Source organism: Providencia sp. UF-183 (assembly GCF_058246155.1).
Genome location: NZ_JBSICD010000002.1, coordinates 60,462 through 79,999, shown reverse-complemented (window position 1 = coordinate 79,999; position 19,538 = coordinate 60,462). Strand labels below are relative to the sequence as shown.

The 19,538-nt window shown below is 42.1% G+C and carries 22 protein-coding genes; 12 read left to right on the top strand and 10 right to left on the bottom strand.

What is annotated here, in order from left to right; genetic code table 11:
• Positions 1-38: 38 nt before the first annotated feature.
• From alkB to AC4IFT_RS01820, 3 genes are all read left to right on the top strand, one after another.
• Positions 39-674 carry a DNA oxidative demethylase AlkB gene (gene alkB / locus AC4IFT_RS01830; protein ID WP_490732738.1) on the top strand — a complete coding sequence of 212 codons (636 nt, stop codon included), beginning with the start codon at positions 39-41 and terminating at the stop codon, positions 672-674.
• A gap of 168 nt (positions 675-842) precedes the next feature.
• Positions 843-1,868 carry a threonine aldolase family protein gene (locus tag AC4IFT_RS01825; RefSeq protein WP_490750484.1) on the top strand — a complete coding sequence of 342 codons (1,026 nt, stop codon included), beginning with the start codon at positions 843-845 and terminating at the stop codon, positions 1,866-1,868.
• 120 nt (positions 1,869-1,988) lie between these two features.
• Complete coding sequence (locus AC4IFT_RS01820; RefSeq protein WP_490750483.1) at positions 1,989-2,750, top strand: DUF4184 family protein; 762 nt, start codon at positions 1,989-1,991, stop codon at positions 2,748-2,750.
• Here AC4IFT_RS01820 and AC4IFT_RS01815 read toward each other — a convergent pair.
• The gene (locus AC4IFT_RS01815; protein WP_490732744.1) at positions 2,747-3,328 is read right to left on the bottom strand and encodes a TetR/AcrR family transcriptional regulator; all 582 of its coding nucleotides are present in this window, start codon (positions 3,326-3,328) and stop codon (positions 2,747-2,749) included. The two genes, AC4IFT_RS01820 and AC4IFT_RS01815, sit on opposite strands and share 4 nt — an antisense overlap.
• A 109-nt stretch (positions 3,329-3,437) precedes the next feature.
• Between AC4IFT_RS01815 and AC4IFT_RS01810 the strand changes: the two genes are divergently transcribed.
• The 5 genes from AC4IFT_RS01810 (at position 3,438) to AC4IFT_RS01790 (ending at position 7,705) form a co-directional block, all read left to right on the top strand.
• The gene (locus tag AC4IFT_RS01810) at positions 3,438-4,655 is read left to right on the top strand and encodes an MFS transporter (RefSeq protein WP_490732746.1); all 1,218 of its coding nucleotides are present in this window, start codon (positions 3,438-3,440) and stop codon (positions 4,653-4,655) included.
• 46 nt (positions 4,656-4,701) lie between these two features.
• Positions 4,702-5,193, top strand: a complete 492-nt coding sequence (locus AC4IFT_RS01805) for a GNAT family N-acetyltransferase (RefSeq protein WP_490732748.1) — start codon at positions 4,702-4,704, stop codon at positions 5,191-5,193.
• A 169-nt stretch (positions 5,194-5,362) separates the two neighbouring features.
• On the top strand, positions 5,363-5,824 hold the full coding sequence (locus AC4IFT_RS01800; protein WP_353241682.1) for a YaiI/YqxD family protein: 462 nt from the start codon (positions 5,363-5,365) through the stop codon (positions 5,822-5,824).
• A 114-nt stretch (positions 5,825-5,938) separates the two neighbouring features.
• Positions 5,939-6,583 carry a LysE family transporter gene (locus AC4IFT_RS01795; RefSeq protein WP_490732750.1) on the top strand — a complete coding sequence of 215 codons (645 nt, stop codon included), beginning with the start codon at positions 5,939-5,941 and terminating at the stop codon, positions 6,581-6,583.
• Between the two features lie 78 nt (positions 6,584-6,661).
• Entirely contained in the window at positions 6,662-7,705 is a 1,044-nt protein-coding gene (locus AC4IFT_RS01790) for a transketolase-like TK C-terminal-containing protein (protein ID WP_490750482.1), read from the top strand.
• A 38-nt stretch (positions 7,706-7,743) separates the two neighbouring features.
• Here AC4IFT_RS01790 and AC4IFT_RS01785 read toward each other — a convergent pair whose 3' ends face one another.
• A complete protein-coding gene (locus tag AC4IFT_RS01785; protein WP_490732754.1) occupies positions 7,744-8,181 on the bottom strand; it encodes a MarR family winged helix-turn-helix transcriptional regulator in 438 nt (145 codons plus the stop codon).
• A gap of 195 nt (positions 8,182-8,376) precedes the next feature.
• On the opposite strand from AC4IFT_RS01785, the gene aceE reads away from it, so the two are divergent.
• Both aceE and AC4IFT_RS01775 read left to right on the top strand, forming a co-directional pair.
• The gene (gene aceE, locus AC4IFT_RS01780) at positions 8,377-11,052 is read left to right on the top strand and encodes a pyruvate dehydrogenase (acetyl-transferring), homodimeric type (RefSeq protein WP_490750481.1); all 2,676 of its coding nucleotides are present in this window, start codon (positions 8,377-8,379) and stop codon (positions 11,050-11,052) included.
• Positions 11,053-11,128: 76 nt separating this feature from the next.
• Positions 11,129-11,539 (top strand): hypothetical protein, encoded by a 411-nt coding sequence (locus AC4IFT_RS01775; RefSeq protein WP_490732758.1) that lies wholly within the window; start codon positions 11,129-11,131, stop codon positions 11,537-11,539.
• Positions 11,540-11,582: 43 nt separating this feature from the next.
• Here AC4IFT_RS01775 and AC4IFT_RS01770 read toward each other — a convergent pair whose 3' ends face one another.
• From AC4IFT_RS01770 to AC4IFT_RS01745, 6 genes are all read right to left on the bottom strand, one after another.
• On the bottom strand, positions 11,583-12,191 hold the full coding sequence (locus tag AC4IFT_RS01770; RefSeq protein WP_490732760.1) for an ATP-binding cassette domain-containing protein: 609 nt from the start codon (positions 12,189-12,191) through the stop codon (positions 11,583-11,585).
• On the bottom strand, positions 12,178-12,957 hold the full coding sequence (locus AC4IFT_RS01765) for an ABC transporter permease (RefSeq protein WP_490750596.1): 780 nt from the start codon (positions 12,955-12,957) through the stop codon (positions 12,178-12,180). Before AC4IFT_RS01765 ends, AC4IFT_RS01770 begins: the two co-directional genes overlap by 14 nt.
• Before the next feature lie 17 nt (positions 12,958-12,974).
• On the bottom strand, positions 12,975-13,724 hold the full coding sequence (modA, locus tag AC4IFT_RS01760; RefSeq protein ID WP_272538413.1) for a molybdate ABC transporter substrate-binding protein: 750 nt from the start codon (positions 13,722-13,724) through the stop codon (positions 12,975-12,977).
• A 270-nt stretch (positions 13,725-13,994) separates the two neighbouring features.
• The gene (locus AC4IFT_RS01755; RefSeq protein ID WP_490750480.1) at positions 13,995-15,191 is read right to left on the bottom strand and encodes an MFS transporter; all 1,197 of its coding nucleotides are present in this window, start codon (positions 15,189-15,191) and stop codon (positions 13,995-13,997) included.
• A gap of 18 nt (positions 15,192-15,209) precedes the next feature.
• Entirely contained in the window at positions 15,210-16,340 is a 1,131-nt protein-coding gene (locus AC4IFT_RS01750) for a cysteine desulfurase family protein (RefSeq protein WP_490732767.1), read from the bottom strand.
• Between the two features lie 19 nt (positions 16,341-16,359).
• On the bottom strand, positions 16,360-16,716 hold the full coding sequence (locus AC4IFT_RS01745; RefSeq protein WP_490732769.1) for a DsrE/DsrF/TusD sulfur relay family protein: 357 nt from the start codon (positions 16,714-16,716) through the stop codon (positions 16,360-16,362).
• A gap of 188 nt (positions 16,717-16,904) precedes the next feature.
• Between AC4IFT_RS01745 and AC4IFT_RS01740 the strand changes: the two genes are divergently transcribed.
• The gene (locus AC4IFT_RS01740; RefSeq protein WP_490732771.1) at positions 16,905-17,570 is read left to right on the top strand and encodes an ArsR/SmtB family transcription factor; all 666 of its coding nucleotides are present in this window, start codon (positions 16,905-16,907) and stop codon (positions 17,568-17,570) included.
• Between the two features lie 45 nt (positions 17,571-17,615).
• On the opposite strand, the gene mnmH is transcribed toward AC4IFT_RS01740, so the two are convergent.
• Positions 17,616-18,704, bottom strand: a complete 1,089-nt coding sequence (mnmH, locus tag AC4IFT_RS01735) for a tRNA 2-selenouridine(34) synthase MnmH (RefSeq protein WP_490750595.1) — start codon at positions 18,702-18,704, stop codon at positions 17,616-17,618.
• 186 nt (positions 18,705-18,890) lie between these two features.
• Here mnmH and AC4IFT_RS01730 point away from each other — a divergent pair, with 186 nt between their 5' ends.
• Positions 18,891-19,154 carry a YjbD family protein gene (locus tag AC4IFT_RS01730; RefSeq protein ID WP_490732773.1) on the top strand — a complete coding sequence of 88 codons (264 nt, stop codon included), beginning with the start codon at positions 18,891-18,893 and terminating at the stop codon, positions 19,152-19,154.
• A gap of 118 nt (positions 19,155-19,272) precedes the next feature.
• Here AC4IFT_RS01730 and AC4IFT_RS01725 read toward each other — a convergent pair whose 3' ends face one another.
• Positions 19,273-19,524: a hypothetical protein gene (locus AC4IFT_RS01725; protein WP_490732775.1), complete on the bottom strand. Its 252-nt coding sequence runs from the start codon at positions 19,522-19,524 to the stop codon at positions 19,273-19,275.
• Between the last annotated feature and the right edge of the window lie 14 nt (positions 19,525-19,538).

The window sequence follows — 19,538 nt, the reverse complement described above, 5'->3', positions numbered from 1 at the left end:
GCTCAGTTATTACCGTTAAATTAATGAGATAGTCGAATATGTTATTTTCTGATGATGAAAACACCATTGAGATAGCGCCAGATGCTTTCTTGCTAAAAGGCTTTTTGCTGGGCAATAGTCAGGCGTTATTACAATCATTAAATGACATTACTTCGCTATCGCCATTGAGAAATATGGAAACTCCGGGAGGGTACCGCATGTCAGTTGCGATGAGCAATTGCGGTGATTGGGGCTGGGTGACTGACAAAACAGGGTACCGTTATGCTAATAGTGACCCTGTCACTAATCAACCTTGGCAGCCTATGCCAATAATATTTCGCCAATTAGCTCAAGAAGCGGCAGAAAGAGCGGGTTTTTTGGGGTTTGAACCAGATGCCTGTTTGATTAACCGATATGCTGTGGGGACTAAACTGTCACTTCACCAAGATAAAGACGAAGCGGATTTTTCACAGCCGATTGTTTCGTTTTCATTAGGATTACCCTGCATATTTGATTTTGGCGGGATGACACGTGAAGCGCCTAAAATTGCGCTGGCACTGGAACATGGTGATGTGCTGGTTTGGGGTGGAAAATCCCGTTTAAATTACCATGGTGTTCGAACCATAAAGGCGGGTGAGCACCCATTGCTGGGGCCATACCGCTTTAATCTCACATTTCGCCGTTCACAAAAGTAACGGTTTATAAGCGTTGGTTTTGTTTACAAATTTCGTTGGTAGCTGTTATTTTTGTGTACCTATAAAAATGTATCAGTGAACGATAAAAAAGATCGTTGAATAATAAATTAGTTGTCTCTATAACTATTAGCTAATTATTTACATAACATGGTATTAGTGGGTGAATTAATGTACAGCTTTACAAATGATTATAACGAAATTGCGCATCCTAACGTGATGGAAGCATTGAACAACTTAGCTGGGAAACGTTTTACAGGTTATGGTACAGACGGTCTGTGCAAGCAAGTCGCTGAGCAAGTTAAACACCGTATTGGTCAGCCTAATGCGGATATCCATTTCTTTAACGGCGGAACGATCACCAATTTAACGACGATTTCCCATATTTTACGTCCACACCAAGCGGTGATCTCCGTTGTTGGTGGCCATATTGATGTTCACGAAACAGGGGCGATTGAAGCATCTGGGCATAAAGTTATCACAGTAGAATCTGCCTCAGGGAAACTGACTCCGGCGCATATTCAAAAAGTATTGTCTGAACATCCCGATGAGCATTCAGTTCAACCAAAAGTGGTTTATATCAGTAACTCCACTGAAATTGGTACGGTGTATCGCAAAGCAGAATTAGTCGCTCTGCGTAAAATTTGCGACGAAAACGGTTTGTTCCTATTTATGGATGGCGCACGTCTCGCATCGGGTTTGATGTCCTCCGCCAGTGATTTAACCATTGAAGGTATCGCACAACTCACGGATGTTTTCTATATCGGTGGGACAAAAATTGGGGCATTGACTGGGGAGATTTTAGTGATTTTAAACCCCGCGATAAAATCCGATTTTCGTTATAGCATTAAGCAAAAAGGCGGGTTACAAGCTAAAGGCTGGTTATTAGCTGCGCAGTTTGAAGCACTCTTTAATGACGACCTTTATTTCAAGTTAGGTCAGAAAATCAACGATGCCGCAAGTGAACTTGCCGATTTCTTTAGCGAAAAAGGGTTCGGCTTTTTAGCGCCGGTGGAATCAAACCAAGTATTTGTGATTTTGCCAAACTCACTCAGTGACAAAGTGTTGGCTCACTATGTCGTCAGTAAAGTTTGCCAGCCAACGGCAGATACAACCTGCTTACGTTTTTGTACCTCTTGGTCTACAAGCTCACAAGATATTGAAAAACTGAAACAAACTTTCAATTCATTAATCTAGTTTGTTTTAGATATATTGCCCGCATGAATGTGTGGGCAAATCTTTCCGATTTCTCGTATATCGTTTTCACAAATAAAACGGCATGATCCTTGTGTCTACTCAATTGATCTGGTCGTAAGTATGCCTTGGACGTTTTCCCACCCCGCGGTGGTTTTTCCCATTAAACAGGCCAAATATTTCCGTTGGTTAAGCTTGCCAGCACTTATTTTAGGCAGCTTGAGCCCAGATTTATTTTATTCATTGACGTGGTACCGTGCGGCATCAGTGGCGCATGAATATATTGGATGGTTCTATACTGGGCTTCCATTATGCATATTGGTTTATTGGTTAACGCAAAAAATGGCACCCGCATTGAATAGAATGAGCCCTTTGGCTGTTCATACCATGAATAAACTTACTATTCGACATACGTTAATTATCTTTATTTCGCTGTATATCGGGGCGTTAACCCATATTGTTTGGGACGGTTTTACGCATGAGTCCGGGGCATTTGTGCGGGAAATTTCATTTTTACAAATGAAGCTATTTGCGATGTCTGATAGCCAAGAAATTGCGTTTTATAAACTATTACAACACCTTGGGTCTGCGGGGGGCTTCGCCTATCTTTGCTATAAATACTTTCAATTTCATCGTTTTCAACCAATTGAAATTAAAAATAAAAATAATAAAAAGCTAAAGAGATTGATTATTCTTGGTGGGCCTGCATTCGTATCGACGTTGCCTTTCGCTTATTGGCTAACGCCGAAAATAAATGGTTTTAATTTCAACCGGTTCGTTTATTTAGAGTTAACACTAACGGTGCCTGTATTTTTACTAATTGTATTGATACTTGGATGGCGGCTTTATGTGAAAGATAAGCCGCTCATGGTCAATAGCGATTAGTTTTCCAGTAGTCCATTAAGAATTTTATCTATCGCAAAAATACTTTGTTGTAAGCGTTCTTGGCTATTAGCCTGAGAGATCCAATAGGCGGATTCAGCAAGCCCACCATTGATTAAAAAGGCAAGGGCGCGAGTATTAACATTGCTAATGATTTGCTGGTTCATTAATTCCTGTAGCAGGATATCGACTTGTTCGGTGCATTTAAGATTTGATTTTGCGAGATCTTCAGCCACAACAGATTTGGCATCCCGTAAAATAATCTGCTGATAGTCAGGTTCTAATGCCATCTCTAAATAAGCGTGGCAGCGTAGCCGGAAGTTATTCCATAGGTCAGTGGAATTGGCAGAGATTTTTTGTAACCGCCCATTCATTTCGCTATCAATCTGTTCAACTACAGCAGTGAATAAGCCTTTTTTATCACCAAAATGGTGATAAAGAGCACCGCGCGTTAAATCAACACTTGCCGCGATTTCATCCATGGAGGTGGCTGCAAAGCCCAAACGGCTAAAATGTTCCCGTGCTGTAGTTAATAAAAGTTCGCGCGTTTCTTCCATTTGAGCTTGTGTTCTTCTTGCCATAAAACCTCTTACAAACACTGAGTATAATTATTTACATTCACTGTGTATGATTATATCATTATTATACATACATAGTGTATGTATAAAGAATTTATTACCGGGAGCTTACATGCTAAGTCGCTATCAAGAACTCTTTAAAGCCAAAGGCAGCCAACAATTTGTCATTGCTGGGTTATTAGCCCGTTTAGCGTTACCGATGATGGGCATTGGTATTATTACTATGCTGGCGCAATTAAGGGGGAGTTATACGTTAGCGGGGTTAGTTTCAGCCACGTTTGTGCTTACCTACGCATTGCTGTCACCACAAATTTCCCGATTGGTCGATAAATTGGGTCAGTATCGAGTATTACCCGTGGTCACGCTTATCAGTTTATTGGGTGTTGTGTTGCTCGTTGCGACAACGTGGCTGGCGTTACCTGATGCTGGGTTATTTATTGGTGCGTTTTTAGCCGGCGCGATGCCGAGCATGTCGGCCATGATAAGGGCACGGTGGACGGCATTGTATAAAGGGAAGCCCATTCTACAAACGGCTTATTCACTGGAAACTGTGTTTGATGACGCGACGTTTATTGCAGGGCCTCCGTTATCAGTTGGGTTGACAGTTGCCTTATTTCCGCAAGCAGGCTTATTGGTTGCCGCTGTTTTGTTACTGGTGGGCGTGATGCTTCTTGTGCAACAACGCGGTACGGAACCCCTTGTATTTGCACAAGAAAGTTCAACACCGAAGCAAAAATCGATTTTGTCGATGGCAAGCTTACAATTGCTTATCGCATTGATGATTGCATTGGGGGTTATTGTGGGTTCTGTGGATATTTTAAGTGTCACGCTCGCACAATTACAGCAACAACCCGCTGCGGCAAGCTTAGTTTTATCCGCTTATGCGATAGGCTCTTGTGCGATGGGCTTGGTTTTCGGGGCACTCAATTTAAAAACACCATTACACCGCTTATTATTTATCAGCGGGATAATGACATTTTTATCTATCGTGCCAATGTGGTGGGTAAGCGGCGTTTATTCCCTCGCGGTTGTGGTGTTTATTTCAGGCTTATTCTTTGCACCAACCATGATTATTGCAATGTCATTGGTTGAAAATATTGTTCCACCAAATCGATTAACGGAAGGAATGACTTGGTTATTAGCTGGGTTAAATATAGGTGTGGCTATTGGTGCTATGATGACGGGAAAAATGGTTGATACTTATGGGTTGTATGCTGCTTTTCTTGTGGCGATCATTGGAGGTGTGTTTGTTCTGTTATCTACCGCATTAAGTTATTTACAACTGAATGCGCAGCAAAAGATGGTAGAAACGTGCGAGAATAGATTTTAACAATATGAATATTTCAATAAAATAAGTAAAAACAAGAGGTTAAAAAATGCATAAGCCAATATTTAGGCAAGCAACACAGGGTGATGTCGAGGCGTGCTTCACGATTGAAATTGAATCGTATGAAGGGGATGAGGCAGCGACTAAAGAAAAAATCGCAACGCGAATAGCGCAGTACCCACAAGGTTTTTTATGCATGGAGGTGGCGGGTGAAGTTGTCGGCTTCATTAATGCCGGCTGCGCGTGGGATGTGGTAATGTCCGATGAAGAATTCAAAGAGCTCATCGGCCATGACGCACAAGCGCCAAATGTGGTGATTATGTCGGTTGTGATCCACCCAAATCACCAAGGAAAAGGCTATTCATCGTTATTGATGAAAGAATTCATTGCGTTAATGCAAAAAAATAACAAAGAAACTATTCATCTAATGTGCAAAGAACGCCACGTTGATTTGTATAAACATTTTGGTTACCAATATGTCAAACCCTCTGAGTCAGATCACGGTGGAATGACATGGCATGAAATGGTTATGGTGCTTTAGTTTATCAATTTTCGCCAAGTTTATTTCAGATTAATTGCTAATATTATCAGTAATAAGCTTGGCCGATATAATGTTTAATTAACCCCCGCTAAAATCACATCGGTACTTTTCCTTGCTGTTATCGTGTTATGATATCCCCATAATATACCGCTAAGTTTTGGATAAAATAATGGAAATATGGGTTGATGCGGATGCGTGTCCTAAAGTTATCAAAGAAGTTTTATATCGCGCAGCTGACAGAGAAAATGTGCAAATTACATTTGTTGCCAACCAACGCTTGTCGGTTCCACCATCTCGTTTTTTAAAAACCTTACAAGTTCCCGCGGGCTTTGATGTCGCAGATAATGAAATTGTTCTTCGTGCGCAAAAAGGGGATTTAGTGATCACCGCAGATATTCCTCTTGCCGCTGAGGTGATGGAAAAGGGCGCGTCTGCATTGAATCCTAGAGGTGAACGATACAGTGATGCAACTATTCGTGAGCGTCTGAATATTCGTGATTTCATGGATACGATGCGGGCGAGTGGTGTGCAAACTGGGGGCCCTGCAAGTTTAAACCAACGGGATCGCCAGCAATTTGCAAATGAATTAGATAAATGGTTATTACAACGAAAAAAAGTGTTAAGCCAATAATACGATTTGTCGAATAATAACCCTGATTTTGTGCAGTAAATCTGCATTTTGAAATAGAGTTGATAATAATTTCGTGCCTATAATGGAAAACCCTAAATTTTCAAAGACAAAATTATGGATCCGTTACACAGCATTATTATCACTCTATTTTTATTTGTACTGACGTTTTTTAACCCTGGCGCCAATTTATTTATTGTTGTTCAAACCACGCTTAGTTCAGGGAAAAAGGCGGGGCTGACCTGTGGTTATGGTGTCGTTTTAGGTAATGCCATCTATTCAGGACTTGGGCTATTTGGGCTAGTGACCTTAATGTCAGAGTTTGGTGCGTTGTTTTCGTTAATTAAAGTACTAGGCGGATTATATTTACTGTATTACGCGATTAGCGTTTTTAAAAATAAAACCCAACTCAATTTATCCACGGAAAATATTACGGAACATTTCCCGAAAGGTGTGTATTTTCGTCGAGGTTTAATTTCCGATCTTTCAAACCCGCAAACCGTGTTGTTCTTCATGAGTATTTTCTCAACCACTATTTCCCCCTCAACGCCATTATGGGCAAAACTGGTAATTTGGCTTGGGATCGTATTGGCTTCATTGATCTGGCGAATCATTCTCTGCCAAACATTTTCTCTTTCATCGGTCAGACGGAGCTATTCGCGCATCCACAAAGTGGTGGGGAAAGTGGTCGGGTTGATTTTGGGGACATTGGCGACAAGGCTTATCTACCAAGGCGTTACTGAGCTAGTGATTAAAAAATAAGGGCATTAGACGTCATTTGACTTCGCCTTATTGTTGCGATTACAATGATTGCAATTGCAACAATAAGAGTGAGCGATAATGTTTATCCAATCAATGAAAATGCCAGCTGCAACAGCACAAACCCAAGCTGCCGCTAATTTGTGTTTACAACAAATTAATCAGGTCGCTCACGACAACGCCAACCTGCCAAGCTCTCCGACAAGTTTGCTTCATACAGCGATTAAACATATTGGTGACACTAAGCATAAGGACGCTTCGATTTGGGTTATTAATCAAAATGGCGTTACGGGCCAACAAGAAACAGCGTGGCCAATTTGGTTTAATAGCCAAGAAACCTATGAGAAACCCTTGTTTTACTTTGTGAATACTCCCTTAATTGAGCAGTTAGGCGCACTAGAGACAGAAACAAACCATAAAGGGATTTTCCTCAACTGCATCGATACCAGTGAAAGCTATTTACCAAAAGGGGTTTATCCGTGGTTTCCATTAAAGCTTACGTCGATGGAAAATTGGCTAGCTTATGATATCGCGAATGCGCAAGAAGCCGCAGCGATCGCCCAACAAGCATTAACACATTTGTATATATATGGTGATAAGTCATTGGTGTATATGGCATTACACAGTGTTAATCAAACAACTGAGCCTTTATCTGAAGACGCAGCCATAGCAGCTTTTAAAGGTATGTACCGGTTATCACGTAGTGCACCAAAAATTGATATTCAATTGTGTGGGGCAGGAAAATCACTCGAAAGGGTTAAGCAAGCAGCCCAACTATTGCAAACAGAATGGGGCGTTGAGTCTGAAGTATGGAGTTGCCCAAGTTATACGCGACTCGCGTTTGATGCAAAGCAGCAATACGCTTCTTCCCACCTTAAACACTGTTTAGGGAATACCAAGGTGCCTGTCATTGCGGTAACGGATTACTCTCACCATATCGCTAAGCAAATAAAACCATTCATACCTCAAGAGTTTATGGCGTTAGGTTCTGATTCTATTGATAAAAATGGCATTATTTACCCATCAGTAAATTGGATTGCCTTGTGTGCATTGAAGCAACTTTATGAGGCAAACCAGCTTTCTGTTGCTGTTTATGAAGAGGCAATTGAAAAGCTAACTCATTAGATTGTCGCGGTATCGTGAGTGGTACCGCGATATTTACGTTAATCTTTTGCACTTAATGCGGCGTTATCAAGGGCATTCGCAAAATCATTGATTTCAGTTTCGCTAAATTGACTGAGAAAATGTGTTTTAACCACTTCTCGGTAGATTTCCCACATTTGCTTGCGCAGCAGTTTGCCTTTTTCTGTGATTGTGGCAAAAGATGCTCGTCTGTCATCGTCTGAACGAGAGCGAATGACGAGGTCTTCCTTTTCTAAGCGGTCAATTAAACGTGTTAAGTTATAGCGTTCAATCACCACGACATCCGCTAATTCATGCATTCGCCGCGTTCCGTTTTCGCCGCTTTCCAAGCCCCATAAAACATCATACCACGCATAAATAGGCAATTTTGCTTCGGAAAGTTTAGCTTCGATTTTTCTGATGATGATCCGATGTGCGCGGACAAAGGAAAACCACAAATCCGCTTGTTTAGTTTTCATATGGCCTTTCTTGATTAAAGGGAGTTAGTTGCAATTGCAATTATAAAAGGATAAAGTCTTTTTTACCATTATTGCATATGCAACTATACCGATAGGTATGATGGTAATCGCAACTATAGCAATTGCAATTCAAGGTCAATAATCCGGTTTGAGACGTAAACCTGCCCTGACGGGAAAGTAGATTTGGGAGAAAGTATGAACCACACAACAATAGAAAAAGATGTCGATCCTCAGGAAACCGCGGAATGGCTTGAGTCCTATGAAGGCGTTACCGAAATTGACGGCCGTGAGCGCGCACATTTTTTACTTAACAAAATGGCGCAAGCAGATCAACGAAAATACGGTGATTTTCAAAGCATTGTGACCACACCGTATATCAATAGTATTCCTGTCCATAACCAACCTGAATACCCGGGTAATTTGGCAACGGAAGGGCGCTTAAACGCGTATATTCGTTGGAATGCGATGGCGATGGTGCTCCGCGCGGGGAAACACTCTAATGTGGGGGGACATATTGCAACCTACCAATCCGCGGCAGTACTATACGATATTGGTTTTACACACTTTTTTAGAGGGAGAACGGATGATTTTGCTGGGGACATGGTGTATATCCAAGGGCACTCTGCACCGGGAATTTATGGCCGTGCCTATTTAGAGGGGCGAATTGACGAAGAACAGCTCGATAATTTCCGCCGTGAATCTGTCCGCCGTGGCTTATCATCTTATCCTCACCCGCGCTTAATGCCTGATTTTTGGCAGTACCCGACAGTATCGATGGGGCTTGGGCCATTAACTGCGGCGTATCAAGCGCGTTATATGCGTTACCTTGAGTATCGTAACCTCAAACCTCATCAAGGCCGTAAAGTTTGGGCATTCCTTGGTGATGGGGAAATGGATCAGCCTGAATCACTAGCGGCAATCTCCTTAGGTGGGCGAGAAAAACTGGATAACTTAGTGTTTGTCGTAAACTGTAATCTACAAAGACTCGATGGCCCAGTACGTGGCAATAGTAAAATTATTCAAGAGCTTGAGTCTGTATTTAAAGCAGCTGGTTGGAACGTCATTAAGGTTATTTGGGGAAGTGCTTGGGATAAATTACTGGAAAAAGACACTTCTGGCTTATTGATGCAGCGAATGATGGAGTGTGTAGATGGTGATTACCAAACGTTTAAATCGCAAAGCGGTGCGTATGTGCGTGAACATTTCTTTGGTAAATACCCTGAGCTGCTTGCTCTAGTGGCGGATATGAGTGATGACGACATTTGGAATTTACACCGTGGGGGACACGACCCAGAAAAAGTTTACGCTGCCTATCATCAAGCGGTAAATACCAAAGGTAAGCCATCTGTTATTTTAGCCAAAACAGTAAAAGGTTTCGGGATGGGAGAGGCGGGTGAAGGGCAAAACATTAATCACCAATTGAAAAAGATGAGCCAAGATGCGGTTCGCGCCTTCCGTGACAAACTCAATTTGCCTGTGGCAGATGAGCAATTAGACGAAATTCCGTATCTCAAACCTGAAGTTGATAGCCCAGAAGCCCTGTATATTAAGAGCACGCGTCAAGTGCTGGGAGGCTATATTCCAGCACGTTTTGGCCAAACAAGCCCTGTGGCTATTCCGCCATTAGCCAATTTTGCTAATTTATTCAAAGGCAGTGGGGAGCGTAATATGTCCACCACGATGGCATTTGTGAACATTTTGAATGTGTTACTTAAAGATGCCGAAGTTGGCAAGCTGGTGGTGCCAATTGTACCTGATGAATCAAGAACCTTTGGAATGGAAGGGCTATTCCGTCAAATAGGCATTCACTCCTATTTAGGCCAGCTTTATACCCCACAAGATGCAGGGCAATTAAGCTACTATAAAGAGGCAAAAGATGGGCAAATTCTGCAAGAAGGGATCAACGAATCTGGAGCCATTTCTACATGGATAGCTGCGGGTACGGCATACAGCAACCATGATGTGCCAACGATCCCTTTCTATATTTTCTATTCCATGTTTGGTTTGCAGCGCGTAGGCGACCTAGCTTGGGCTGCGGCCGATGCGCGCACCAAAGGCTTTTTGCTGGGGGCAACGTCTGGACGAACCACCTTAATGGGTGAAGGCTTACAGCATGACGATGGTCACAGCCATGTTTTATCTTCCGTGATCCCAAGTTGTGTCTCTTATGACCCAGCGTATGCTTATGAGTTAGCTGTAATTATTCAAAATGGTATGCAACGCATGTTCGTTGATAATGAAGATATTTACTATTACATCACGCTACTCAATGAGGGCTACCCGCAACCCGCCATGCCAGAAGGGGTCGAGGATGGTATTCTAAAAGGCGCTTATTTATTTAAATCCTACGATAATGCACCTGAAAATTCCCCGCGTGTTCAGTTGATGTCCAGTGGTTCGATTATGCGTGAAACCCTTGCGGCGGCGGAGCTTTTAGCAAATGATTTTGGAGTGAATAGCGACGTTTGGAGTGCAACCAGCTTAAACGAATTACGGCGCGAAGCGATGAAAGTAGAGCGTTGGAATATGTTGCACCCGGAAGATGAGCCTAAAAAACCGTATGTGCAGCAAATGATAGAGCCATACAAAGGGCCATTGGTGGTTGCGACAGACTATATGAAAATCGTAGGTGACCAAATTAAACCCTATGTATCAGATAGAAAATTCATCTCATTAGGTACGGACGGATTTGGGCGTTCAGATACTCGTGAGGCATTACGCGAATTCTTCGAAGTCAACCGTCATTTTATTGTGGTGGCTGCACTGAAATTATTAGCGGATGAAGGCACGATTGCTCGTTCAGAAGTTAACCGTGCGCTACAACTTTATGAGATAAATGTGGATAAACCTGCACCTGATTCGATAAACTAGCCTTATAAATGAATGTGTATAGCGCAGCGGGGGGTAATCCCCGCTGTTGCTATATTCAGACAAACAAGGGCTTAACATGAGCAATATCGCATTGTATCTCGGTTCATTCTGTACATTTATCGCTGCATTACTGCATTTTGCGTGCTTGTTTCTCGGTGCAAAAGGGTACCGTTTTTTAGGTGCAGGGAACTCTATCGTAGAAAAAGCGCAAAAAGGCCATTGGTATCCGCATGTTACAGCCATTGTTGTCGGAACTATCCTGCTTATATGCTCTGCTTATGCGTTGACAACAGCGCTAGGGCAGCCAATTTTACCGTTTCACCAGCCTATTTTGTTCGCTATTGCGACCGTATTTTTACTTCGAGCCGCTTTATTTCCATTGATAAAAGCACGTTTTGTAGGAAACAGTGATTTATTTTGGTATGTCAGCTCGTCCGTGTGTTTTGTGATGGGAATGCTGTATTTAGTTGGTGTGGTTTTTATCTAATCGAGAAAGACAAAAAAGAGGTCTAAGCCTCTTTTTACTAACTCTAGAGTATATTGCCATTTTCTATGGCAACGTGGTATTCCGCCAATGCAGCCGCTTCTTTCGGTTCATGAGTAACTAATAAAATAGTGACGCCATCTTGTTTTAATTGATTCACTTGCGACCAAAGTTGCTCCCTTGTTTGCCAATCTAAGCTGGAAAACGGTTCATCCAATAAGAGCAAAGATGGCGATGAAATCATTGCGCGAGCAAGTGCAACACGTTGTTGTTCACCTCCCGAGATTTCATGGGGGTAACGTTTGGCCAAGTGCGCAATATTCATCTTATCTAACAAAGCGATAATGCGTTGCTTATCTCTGGGTATTTTAGCCGCATACTGGGCTAAACGGAGGTTGTTCATCACGTTCAACCACGGAAATAAATACAAACGCTGGTTGAGATAACGGCAAGGGCGCTGCCAGATGGGCAATTTATTCAATAAATTACCTTGGTAATAAATATCGCCTTGATAACGTTGATAGCCTGCAATGCAATTGAGCAGCGTGGTTTTCCCGCTACCAGAGGGGCCACAAATCGCGGTACAACATCCCTCTTTAAGTGACAGCGTCACGTCTTTTAAAATCCCTGCGTGAATATTCTCAAGGTTTAGCATGGGTTTTCCGCCTTTTTAAACGGTGAAGCGCGAGCAACAACACAACCGCTAATGCCATTAAAATCAGAGCACACCCAAGTGCGAGTGAAAAATCCCCGCTGGCAATATTCAAATAAATTGCCATGGGCAACGTTTCTGTTTTAAAGCGAGTGGCGCCAGCCAACATTAAGGTAGCTCCGAATTCCCCCAAAGCCCGTGAGTAGGCCAATATGCCGCCACTCATTAGTCCTTGCCAGCAAAGGGGGATCTCAACCAAAATTAATGTTTTCGCAGGAGATAGCCCCAAATTTAACCCGGTTCTGACAAAAGCAGGGTCAATGGCGGCAAAAGCCCCTTGTGCAGAACGATACAGCACCGCACTTGCCACATAAGTTTGTGCAATGATCACGCCGAGTGGGGAAAATAACCAACGGCTGAGTTCTGGGAAAATCACGGAAAAAGGCCCTTGGCTACCCAAAAATAGCAATAAGCCAATCCCAATGACTAACGGTGGGGTGACGAGGGGCAAGTCAAATAATGCGTCAACGGCACGTTTGCCGAAAAATTCGCTGCGTGCCATCACCCAAGCCGCAGGAATAGCAATTAAGAATGCGAAAAATAATGACGTCAAGGACGTAGCAAGGGACATTAAAATCGCGAAATGGAACTCAGGCTCTGCAATTAATTGCGAAAGTAGTGACGGCGTGAGTTGAAACAACAGCGCCGTCAATGACCCGACAATCAAGAGTAATAAGAGTAATAGGGGCACAAGTGCCCACTTCATGATTGGGTACATATTGAGAATTATTTTTTAGCAGTAACAGGTAAAAAACCGTAGTCTGTAAAGGCTTTGATACCTTCAGGCGCAGCAAAATACTCAGCAAGTAATTTAGCCTCTTTTGGCGCAGCACTGGTGCTTAGTACCGCAATGGTGGCGATTTCTTCAGGGCTACCTTCTGGGGATGGCAACACAAGCAGTTTATCTTGGTTTTTCATCGCGTCCGCTCGGCCAATAATTGCCGCATCCACTTCGCCATTGAGCAAATACATGGACAGATGTTTAATTGTTGCGGCGCGCACTATCACTTTATCGCGTAATTGGTCGCCATAACCGCTGGCATCAAGTAACAGTTCACCACTACGGCCTAAAGCGATAGCTTTCGGATCGCCCATACCTAGACGCAAATTACTTTTGGCGAGATCTTCAATACTGGCTATTCCTTGGGCTTTATCTTTTCGTACGGCAACGACTGGGATATGGCGCACGATAGGGTATGCATCAGTTGCTAAAGATTTGGCTTGCAGTTTTTCAACATAATCTTCAGATCCTGGGAAAAACAAATCCCCTTGCTGAGTTAACTCAAAGCGCGTCAAAATTTGCCCCGAACCACCATATTCAACAGTGACAGTGTTGCCTGTTTCTTTTTCGAATTTTTCGACCACTTTTTCAATCGGTGGGCGCAATCCTGCTCCTGCGTACATGTGTAGCTGAGCAGCCATCGCTTGGGGTAACGTAAAGCAGATAAATAAAGAAGAGAGTAATAGGCGGCGCATGAGTACCTCGTTATCGTTATATAAAAAAACACATAATGAAGAATCTGGTTAAGTTGCGCAAGGCACAACTGCGTAAGTTTTGATATTCATTAAGCTATTTGAGAATTTAATGATTAGTTGGCTTATCAGTCGAATGAACCTAAAGCCAAATCTGATTTGCTGGAGAGATAATTTGAAAAGGTTTCACACTCCCTATTATCGAGGGAGTGGAAGCTAAAATTAGCGCGCTTCTAACACCTAACTGTAGAAGATTGGCAAGCTAAGAGAAATTTAATTAATGCGGGCGGTTTTACGTTGAACGTAAATCAACCACACAATGGCAAGAACAGCACACACTAACCATGGCAACAACATGATATTTAAGGTTTGCCAACCTAGGTAATTTAATAGCCCGCCAGCAGCTAACGAACACGCAAGGCTAACCATAAAGATACTCATGTCATTGGTTGCTTGTGCTTTAGCCTTTTCTTCTGGCGTGTAAGTTGATGTCAAAAGAGCAGTGCCACTGATATACATAAAATTCCAACCAGTTCCTAATAAAATCAATGCACTAGCGAATGATGCAAAAGAAACGCCAGAGAGTGCAAATAGAATATGCCCAATAAACATGGCAATACCCGCAAACATGATCTTAAGCACACCGAATCGCGTGATAAGGCTACCAGTAATAAAAGAGGGTAAAAACATACTTAATACATGAAGTTGCATTACGGTCGTGGTTGCACCTAATGAATGCTGATGGTTCATCATTGCAATCGGCATTGCAGTCATCGCAAGTACCATTACGCCGTAGCTGGTCATCCCAATAAATACCGCGACCAAATAGGTAGGTTGTAAAACGAGGGTTTTCCATGAGCGAGCTGATATAGGGGTGTGAGCCACCGTTTTTGGCTCAGCCATTGGGATATCCAATTTGCATAAAACGGCGATAGCACCGAGGGAAATTACCGCTAATAATAGAAAGGTGCCTAAATATTGTGCGTCAAAAAAGCTGGCACCAGAACGGGCGAGTAAAGGCCCTAAAAGCGCAGCGACGACGCCACCAGTCATCACTAACGAAATTGCTTTTGGGCGATACAAATTATCGGCAACTTCACTGGCTGCAAATCGATAAAATTGCGCAAAAGCTTGGTAACCACCAATTAAAACTGTTCCAAAGCTAAGAACATATAATGATTGGATAATTATTCCATATGCTGCAATTAACCCACCGATTATCCCTAAGAGTGCACCAATCAAAAAGCCATTACGCCGCCCAATTTTGGCCATCCAAAGTGATGCGGGAAACATCATGGTGGCCGTTCCCAAAAACATACCGGCAATGGGCAATGTGGCTAATGTTGGAGATGAAGCCATCTGAGCTCCAGCAAGGGCTCCGATTGTCATCACCATGACAGAGACAATTTGAAATAATGCTTGGGCACTCGCTAGCAGCCACACTTGTTGGTACATTTTTCTGGGGTGCATAAAATACGGCCTTAGAAATTAATTAGAGGGCAGAACATGTTTGAGCTTTTGAATTACCAAGTCTATGTCTGCTTGGGTTACACCAAGGCCAAGACTAAAGCGGATAGCACCAAGACCATAACTAGGATCAACGTTCATCGCCGAGAGCACAGGTGAAAGGGTGGCTTGACCTTCGTGGCAGGCAGATCCTGTCGACGCAGCAACACCCGATAATTTACCTAGAAGATCAGCGCCTTGTTGGTGTTTAAAACCCACATTTAATGTATTTGGTAAACGGTGAGTTTCATGGCCGTTTAGTAAAACCCGATCACCATAAAGATCAACAAGTTGCTGCCAAAAATTGTCGCGTAATTGTTTTATGTCAGCGTTTTTATTTTGTGTTTGTGCAATTTCGCATGCAAGGCCAAGTGCCGTGGCAAGTAATAGGCTTTCCGTACCAGCACGAAGACCATTTTCGTGCCCAGCACCGTGGTTAATGGGCTCTAACATCGTGCCGCGGCGGACATATAAAGCCCCAATCCCTTTCGGGGCATAGACTTTGTGTCCAGCAATACTTAACAAACCTACATTCAGCTGATTAACATCGATTGCGACTTTTCCAATGGATTGTGCTGCATCAGTGTGAAAGCAAATATTGTTCTGTTTAGCAATCTCACCAATTTCTTCAATGGGTTGGATAGTACCAGTTTCATTGTTGGCGTGCATAATACTAATGAATGTCGTGTTAGACGTGATTGCATTACGCACATCTAGCGGTGACACACGACCCAATTTACCAACAGGAAGATAAGTGACTGTTGCACCTAATTTCTCAAGGAATGCGAGAGGGCTTAAAATTGAAGGATGTTCAGTGACTTGCGTAATGATATGTGGATTAGGATGGCGTGATAACTGCTTAAAAAAATGCCCTTTGAGTGCGAGATTATTTGATTCAGTTCCGCCACTGGTAAAAATAATTTCATCAGTATGTGCCCCTATTAGCGATGCAACTTGTGCTCGGGCATGTTCCAAACGCGATTTTGCATTATCGCTAGCCCAATGCTGGCTAGAAGGGTTGCCATACAGTGAATTCAATAGCGGCTGCATTGAGGCTTGAACTTCAGGGTGAATCGGTGTGCTTGCATTAAAATCAAAATAGAGAGATGGCATAGTTAACCCAATTAAGTAATTAGAATGTTAATAACTTATCACTAGTCATGACCCAAGTAGAGAGATCTTGCATGGTTGCTTTCTGCGCCCCTGCAAAATAAGGCTCATTTTTATAAATACCGCAGCGAGCTTGGCAAGTACCACACACTTTGACATAAGCACCTTGGGTGATTAGGTCTTTTAAATTTTGGCTAAGATCTTGGTCGTAGTCTGTCGGTGGTATGCAGATATCACGGGCGAGATCCACTGAGTCATTCATTAAAAAAATGCGAATTTCACATCCATCGGATAATAACTGTTTTGCTAAACGCAAAGCATTCCATGTGACATCGGTTCCATCATAGGGCTCACGGTTTAATATTATTAAGGCTTTCATGGCATTTTACCTGAATTTGGATTATAGTAACAATTGAAACATTCAATCAATATCGATAATGATTGATCATGAAGTTGACTATGTCAATGAGTTAAACGAAAAATTGCGGTATAGGGGAAAGGGATAAGGTACAATTCAATACAGATGAGCATGGCAGGTGAAAAGAAGTGGGATTTTCGGAGGAAAATATGGCCAATATCGACCCTAAACAGCGTATTTATGCCAATTTGGCAGAAATAGCGCAAAGTATCAGCCATCCAAGCCGATTAGAACTTTTAGAGTACTTAGCACAAGGAAAAAGAAGTGTTGAGGAACTTGCTACCCTTTGTGGCATTGAATTTGCCAACGCTTCCCGTCATTTACAAACATTACGTCGTGCGCGATTAGTTGAAACGGAGCGTAAAGGAAAACATGTTTATTACTCAATTGTGAACCAAGATTCGGTGATAGAACTCCTTAATGCTTTAGGCATTGTTGGTAAGCAAAACAATGCTGAAATTAAGCAAATCATGGCAGACTATTTTGAAGCAAGAGACAAACTAACACCGATTTCGCGTGAGGATTTGCTGGCTCAATTAATGGATGGCAGTGTCACTTTATTAGATGTTCGTCCTGAACACGAATTTAACCAAGGTCATCTACCTGGTGCGTTAAATATTAGCGTGGAGAAGCTTGCAGAGCAGTTGTCACAACTCCCTAAAGGAATGGAAATTGTGGCGTATTGTCGCGGCCCATATTGTTTGTTATCACTTGATGCCATTGAATTACTTACAGCCCAAGGGTTTAAAATTAGGCGGCTTGAGGAAGGTTTTCCTGAATGGAAAGCAGCAGGTTTGCAAATAGAAAATGCTTAAATTTTTAAATGAGAAAAGGCCCACAGTGTGGGCTTTCAACGTCTATTAACGGTGGTTTAGCCACTGTTCAACTTCTTGATATGTACCTTGAAAAACAATTCGCTCTTGTTTCTGGCTTAATTGATAACGATACATTGGGTCATAATATTCATGCAGTAATGGGCAAAGCCAAGAAAAATGTGATTGAGTTTCGCCCGTCGTTTGTTGGTGAATTAATGCAGTATCTAATAACGCCGTTAATTCAGCAGCCCGTTGAGAGCCCAATCGCTTTCGAATTGCAAACAGGCCATGATGCAAATACTCACTGTAAAATTGCCAGCCTCTCTCTTCACCGTATGCAGCAAGAAAATCATGTGTCATTCGGTCAAAATATTCATTTTTAAGGCGTTCAAGACGTAATTCAAAAGGGTCATCAATAACAGCGATAGCCGCTGATTCCATTTGAGAACGTAATGATATAGGCAGGCTATTTGCACCAATTGCTCGCCCTTCATCTTCAAGTACCCAACGCGTATGATTTGAAGACTTTTTGAGCATCTCGACAGCGAGATGATTTTCAAAAGTTGCTTGGGAAAACTGTGCTTGTAATGTACGGCCAAAAGATGAACCTCGGTGGTGGGCAATACCTTCTAAATCAATACCATCAGGCTGGCTATGCACTAATGTTGTTTTGCCATTCCCCGTACACCCTCCAATTAAAATGGTTGGTCTCATCGAAAATTCATTGATGATATCGATGGTTGTTTGTCGAAGGGCTTTATATCCACCATTGATAAGAGGGTACTCAACGCCATTTTCTTTAAGCCATGCTTGCACAATATGAGAACGCATTCCTCCTCGTGCACAACAAATAAAGCCATTCGGATATTGTTGGCAGGCTGCCTGCCACCTGGCGATACGTTCGTCTTTGATATCACCGCTGACTAATTGATGGCCAAGTTCAACCGCTTTATGAGAACCTTGCTGCTTGTAACACGTGCCAACGGCGGCGCGTTCTTCATCATTCATTAGTGGGATATTTATTGCAGAGGGCATGGCTCCTTGCTGAAATTCAATCGGTGCTCGAACATCGATAATAGGGGTGTCAGAAATGAGTATCTGCCGAATGTTTTGAGGTGAGGGGGTTAATTCCATATTATGACAAGTTAGTTCATCTAAGTGATATTGCGCCATACTATACGCTTAATTCTGTCTTTTTGCAGCCAATGAACAATCAAAAAACACGACTGTCGCGATGGGAGATGCAGTTTTTCATATTCGGGTTTAACGAATGATGGTATATTGAATTCAGGTGATTAAACATGAGTAAGGGGCAGTAGAATGAAAATGTTAACTATCCAAGAAATGACCGAAACACAAAAAAATCGTGTTCGAACTCGGTTAGCACAAGAACGGAAAAAATTAGAACGTGAATTAACCAATGCAGAGCAGGCAAAAGTAAGAAAAGAAATTATTACTGAAATTTCTAATGAAGTTGATAAAGAAGCAAAGAAAGCCAGAGCTCAGCAAAAAAAAGATAAATTAGTACCAAGTGATGCAACATACAGTTGGTCATCAACAAATCATAGGCGGGGATATCGTTAAGTTAAATGTACTAATAATATGTTCGATTTAATTTTCATTGTAATTCAGTATAAAAAAATCGCGTATTTCAGGGGGTATGAGATACGCGATTTTTTTATATTATAAGAGTTAATATAATTTATGAGTCCAACCTGGAAACATCGCAGATGATTTTTTCTTTTAATGCTTCGATAAGATAAGATGAAAATGATAATGATGTGTAACCTTCATTTTTGATACTTTCAAATGCATCTATATATATCATTGGAACTTGTATTAATTTTGCTTTTTTTACATCAGACTTGATTTTTTTTCCTTTTTTTGGATTCAGTGTGGATTCATGATTTGATGTAAAAGAAGTACCAGTAAAAGCCAATTTAGAGTATGCCATATTTATAATCTCAT

Bases quoted from the DNA above. Each gene is read 5' to 3' on its own strand.
- alkB (WP_490732738.1), top strand. From the start codon at position 39: ATGTTATTTTCTGATGATGAAAACACCATTGAGATAGCGCCAGATGCT.
- AC4IFT_RS01825 (WP_490750484.1), top strand. From the start codon at position 843: ATGTACAGCTTTACAAATGATTATAACGAAATTGCGCATCCTAACGTG.
- AC4IFT_RS01820 (WP_490750483.1), top strand. From the start codon at position 1,989: ATGCCTTGGACGTTTTCCCACCCCGCGGTGGTTTTTCCCATTAAACAG.
- AC4IFT_RS01815 (WP_490732744.1), bottom strand. From the start codon at position 3,328: ATGGCAAGAAGAACACAAGCTCAAATGGAAGAAACGCGCGAACTTTTA.
- AC4IFT_RS01810 (WP_490732746.1), top strand. From the start codon at position 3,438: ATGCTAAGTCGCTATCAAGAACTCTTTAAAGCCAAAGGCAGCCAACAA.
- AC4IFT_RS01805 (WP_490732748.1), top strand. From the start codon at position 4,702: ATGCATAAGCCAATATTTAGGCAAGCAACACAGGGTGATGTCGAGGCG.
- AC4IFT_RS01800 (WP_353241682.1), top strand. From the start codon at position 5,363: ATGGAAATATGGGTTGATGCGGATGCGTGTCCTAAAGTTATCAAAGAA.
- AC4IFT_RS01795 (WP_490732750.1), top strand. From the start codon at position 5,939: ATGGATCCGTTACACAGCATTATTATCACTCTATTTTTATTTGTACTG.
- AC4IFT_RS01790 (WP_490750482.1), top strand. From the start codon at position 6,662: ATGTTTATCCAATCAATGAAAATGCCAGCTGCAACAGCACAAACCCAA.
- AC4IFT_RS01785 (WP_490732754.1), bottom strand. From the start codon at position 8,181: ATGAAAACTAAACAAGCGGATTTGTGGTTTTCCTTTGTCCGCGCACAT.
- aceE (WP_490750481.1), top strand. From the start codon at position 8,377: ATGAACCACACAACAATAGAAAAAGATGTCGATCCTCAGGAAACCGCG.
- AC4IFT_RS01775 (WP_490732758.1), top strand. From the start codon at position 11,129: ATGAGCAATATCGCATTGTATCTCGGTTCATTCTGTACATTTATCGCT.
- AC4IFT_RS01770 (WP_490732760.1), bottom strand. From the start codon at position 12,191: ATGCTAAACCTTGAGAATATTCACGCAGGGATTTTAAAAGACGTGACG.
- modA (WP_272538413.1), bottom strand. From the start codon at position 13,724: ATGCGCCGCCTATTACTCTCTTCTTTATTTATCTGCTTTACGTTACCC.
- AC4IFT_RS01755 (WP_490750480.1), bottom strand. From the start codon at position 15,191: ATGCACCCCAGAAAAATGTACCAACAAGTGTGGCTGCTAGCGAGTGCC.
- AC4IFT_RS01750 (WP_490732767.1), bottom strand. From the start codon at position 16,340: ATGCCATCTCTCTATTTTGATTTTAATGCAAGCACACCGATTCACCCT.
- AC4IFT_RS01745 (WP_490732769.1), bottom strand. From the start codon at position 16,716: ATGAAAGCCTTAATAATATTAAACCGTGAGCCCTATGATGGAACCGAT.
- AC4IFT_RS01740 (WP_490732771.1), top strand. From the start codon at position 16,905: ATGGCCAATATCGACCCTAAACAGCGTATTTATGCCAATTTGGCAGAA.
- mnmH (WP_490750595.1), bottom strand. From the start codon at position 18,704: ATGGAATTAACCCCCTCACCTCAAAACATTCGGCAGATACTCATTTCT.
- AC4IFT_RS01730 (WP_490732773.1), top strand. From the start codon at position 18,891: ATGAAAATGTTAACTATCCAAGAAATGACCGAAACACAAAAAAATCGT.
- AC4IFT_RS01725 (WP_490732775.1), bottom strand. From the start codon at position 19,524: ATGGCATACTCTAAATTGGCTTTTACTGGTACTTCTTTTACATCAAAT.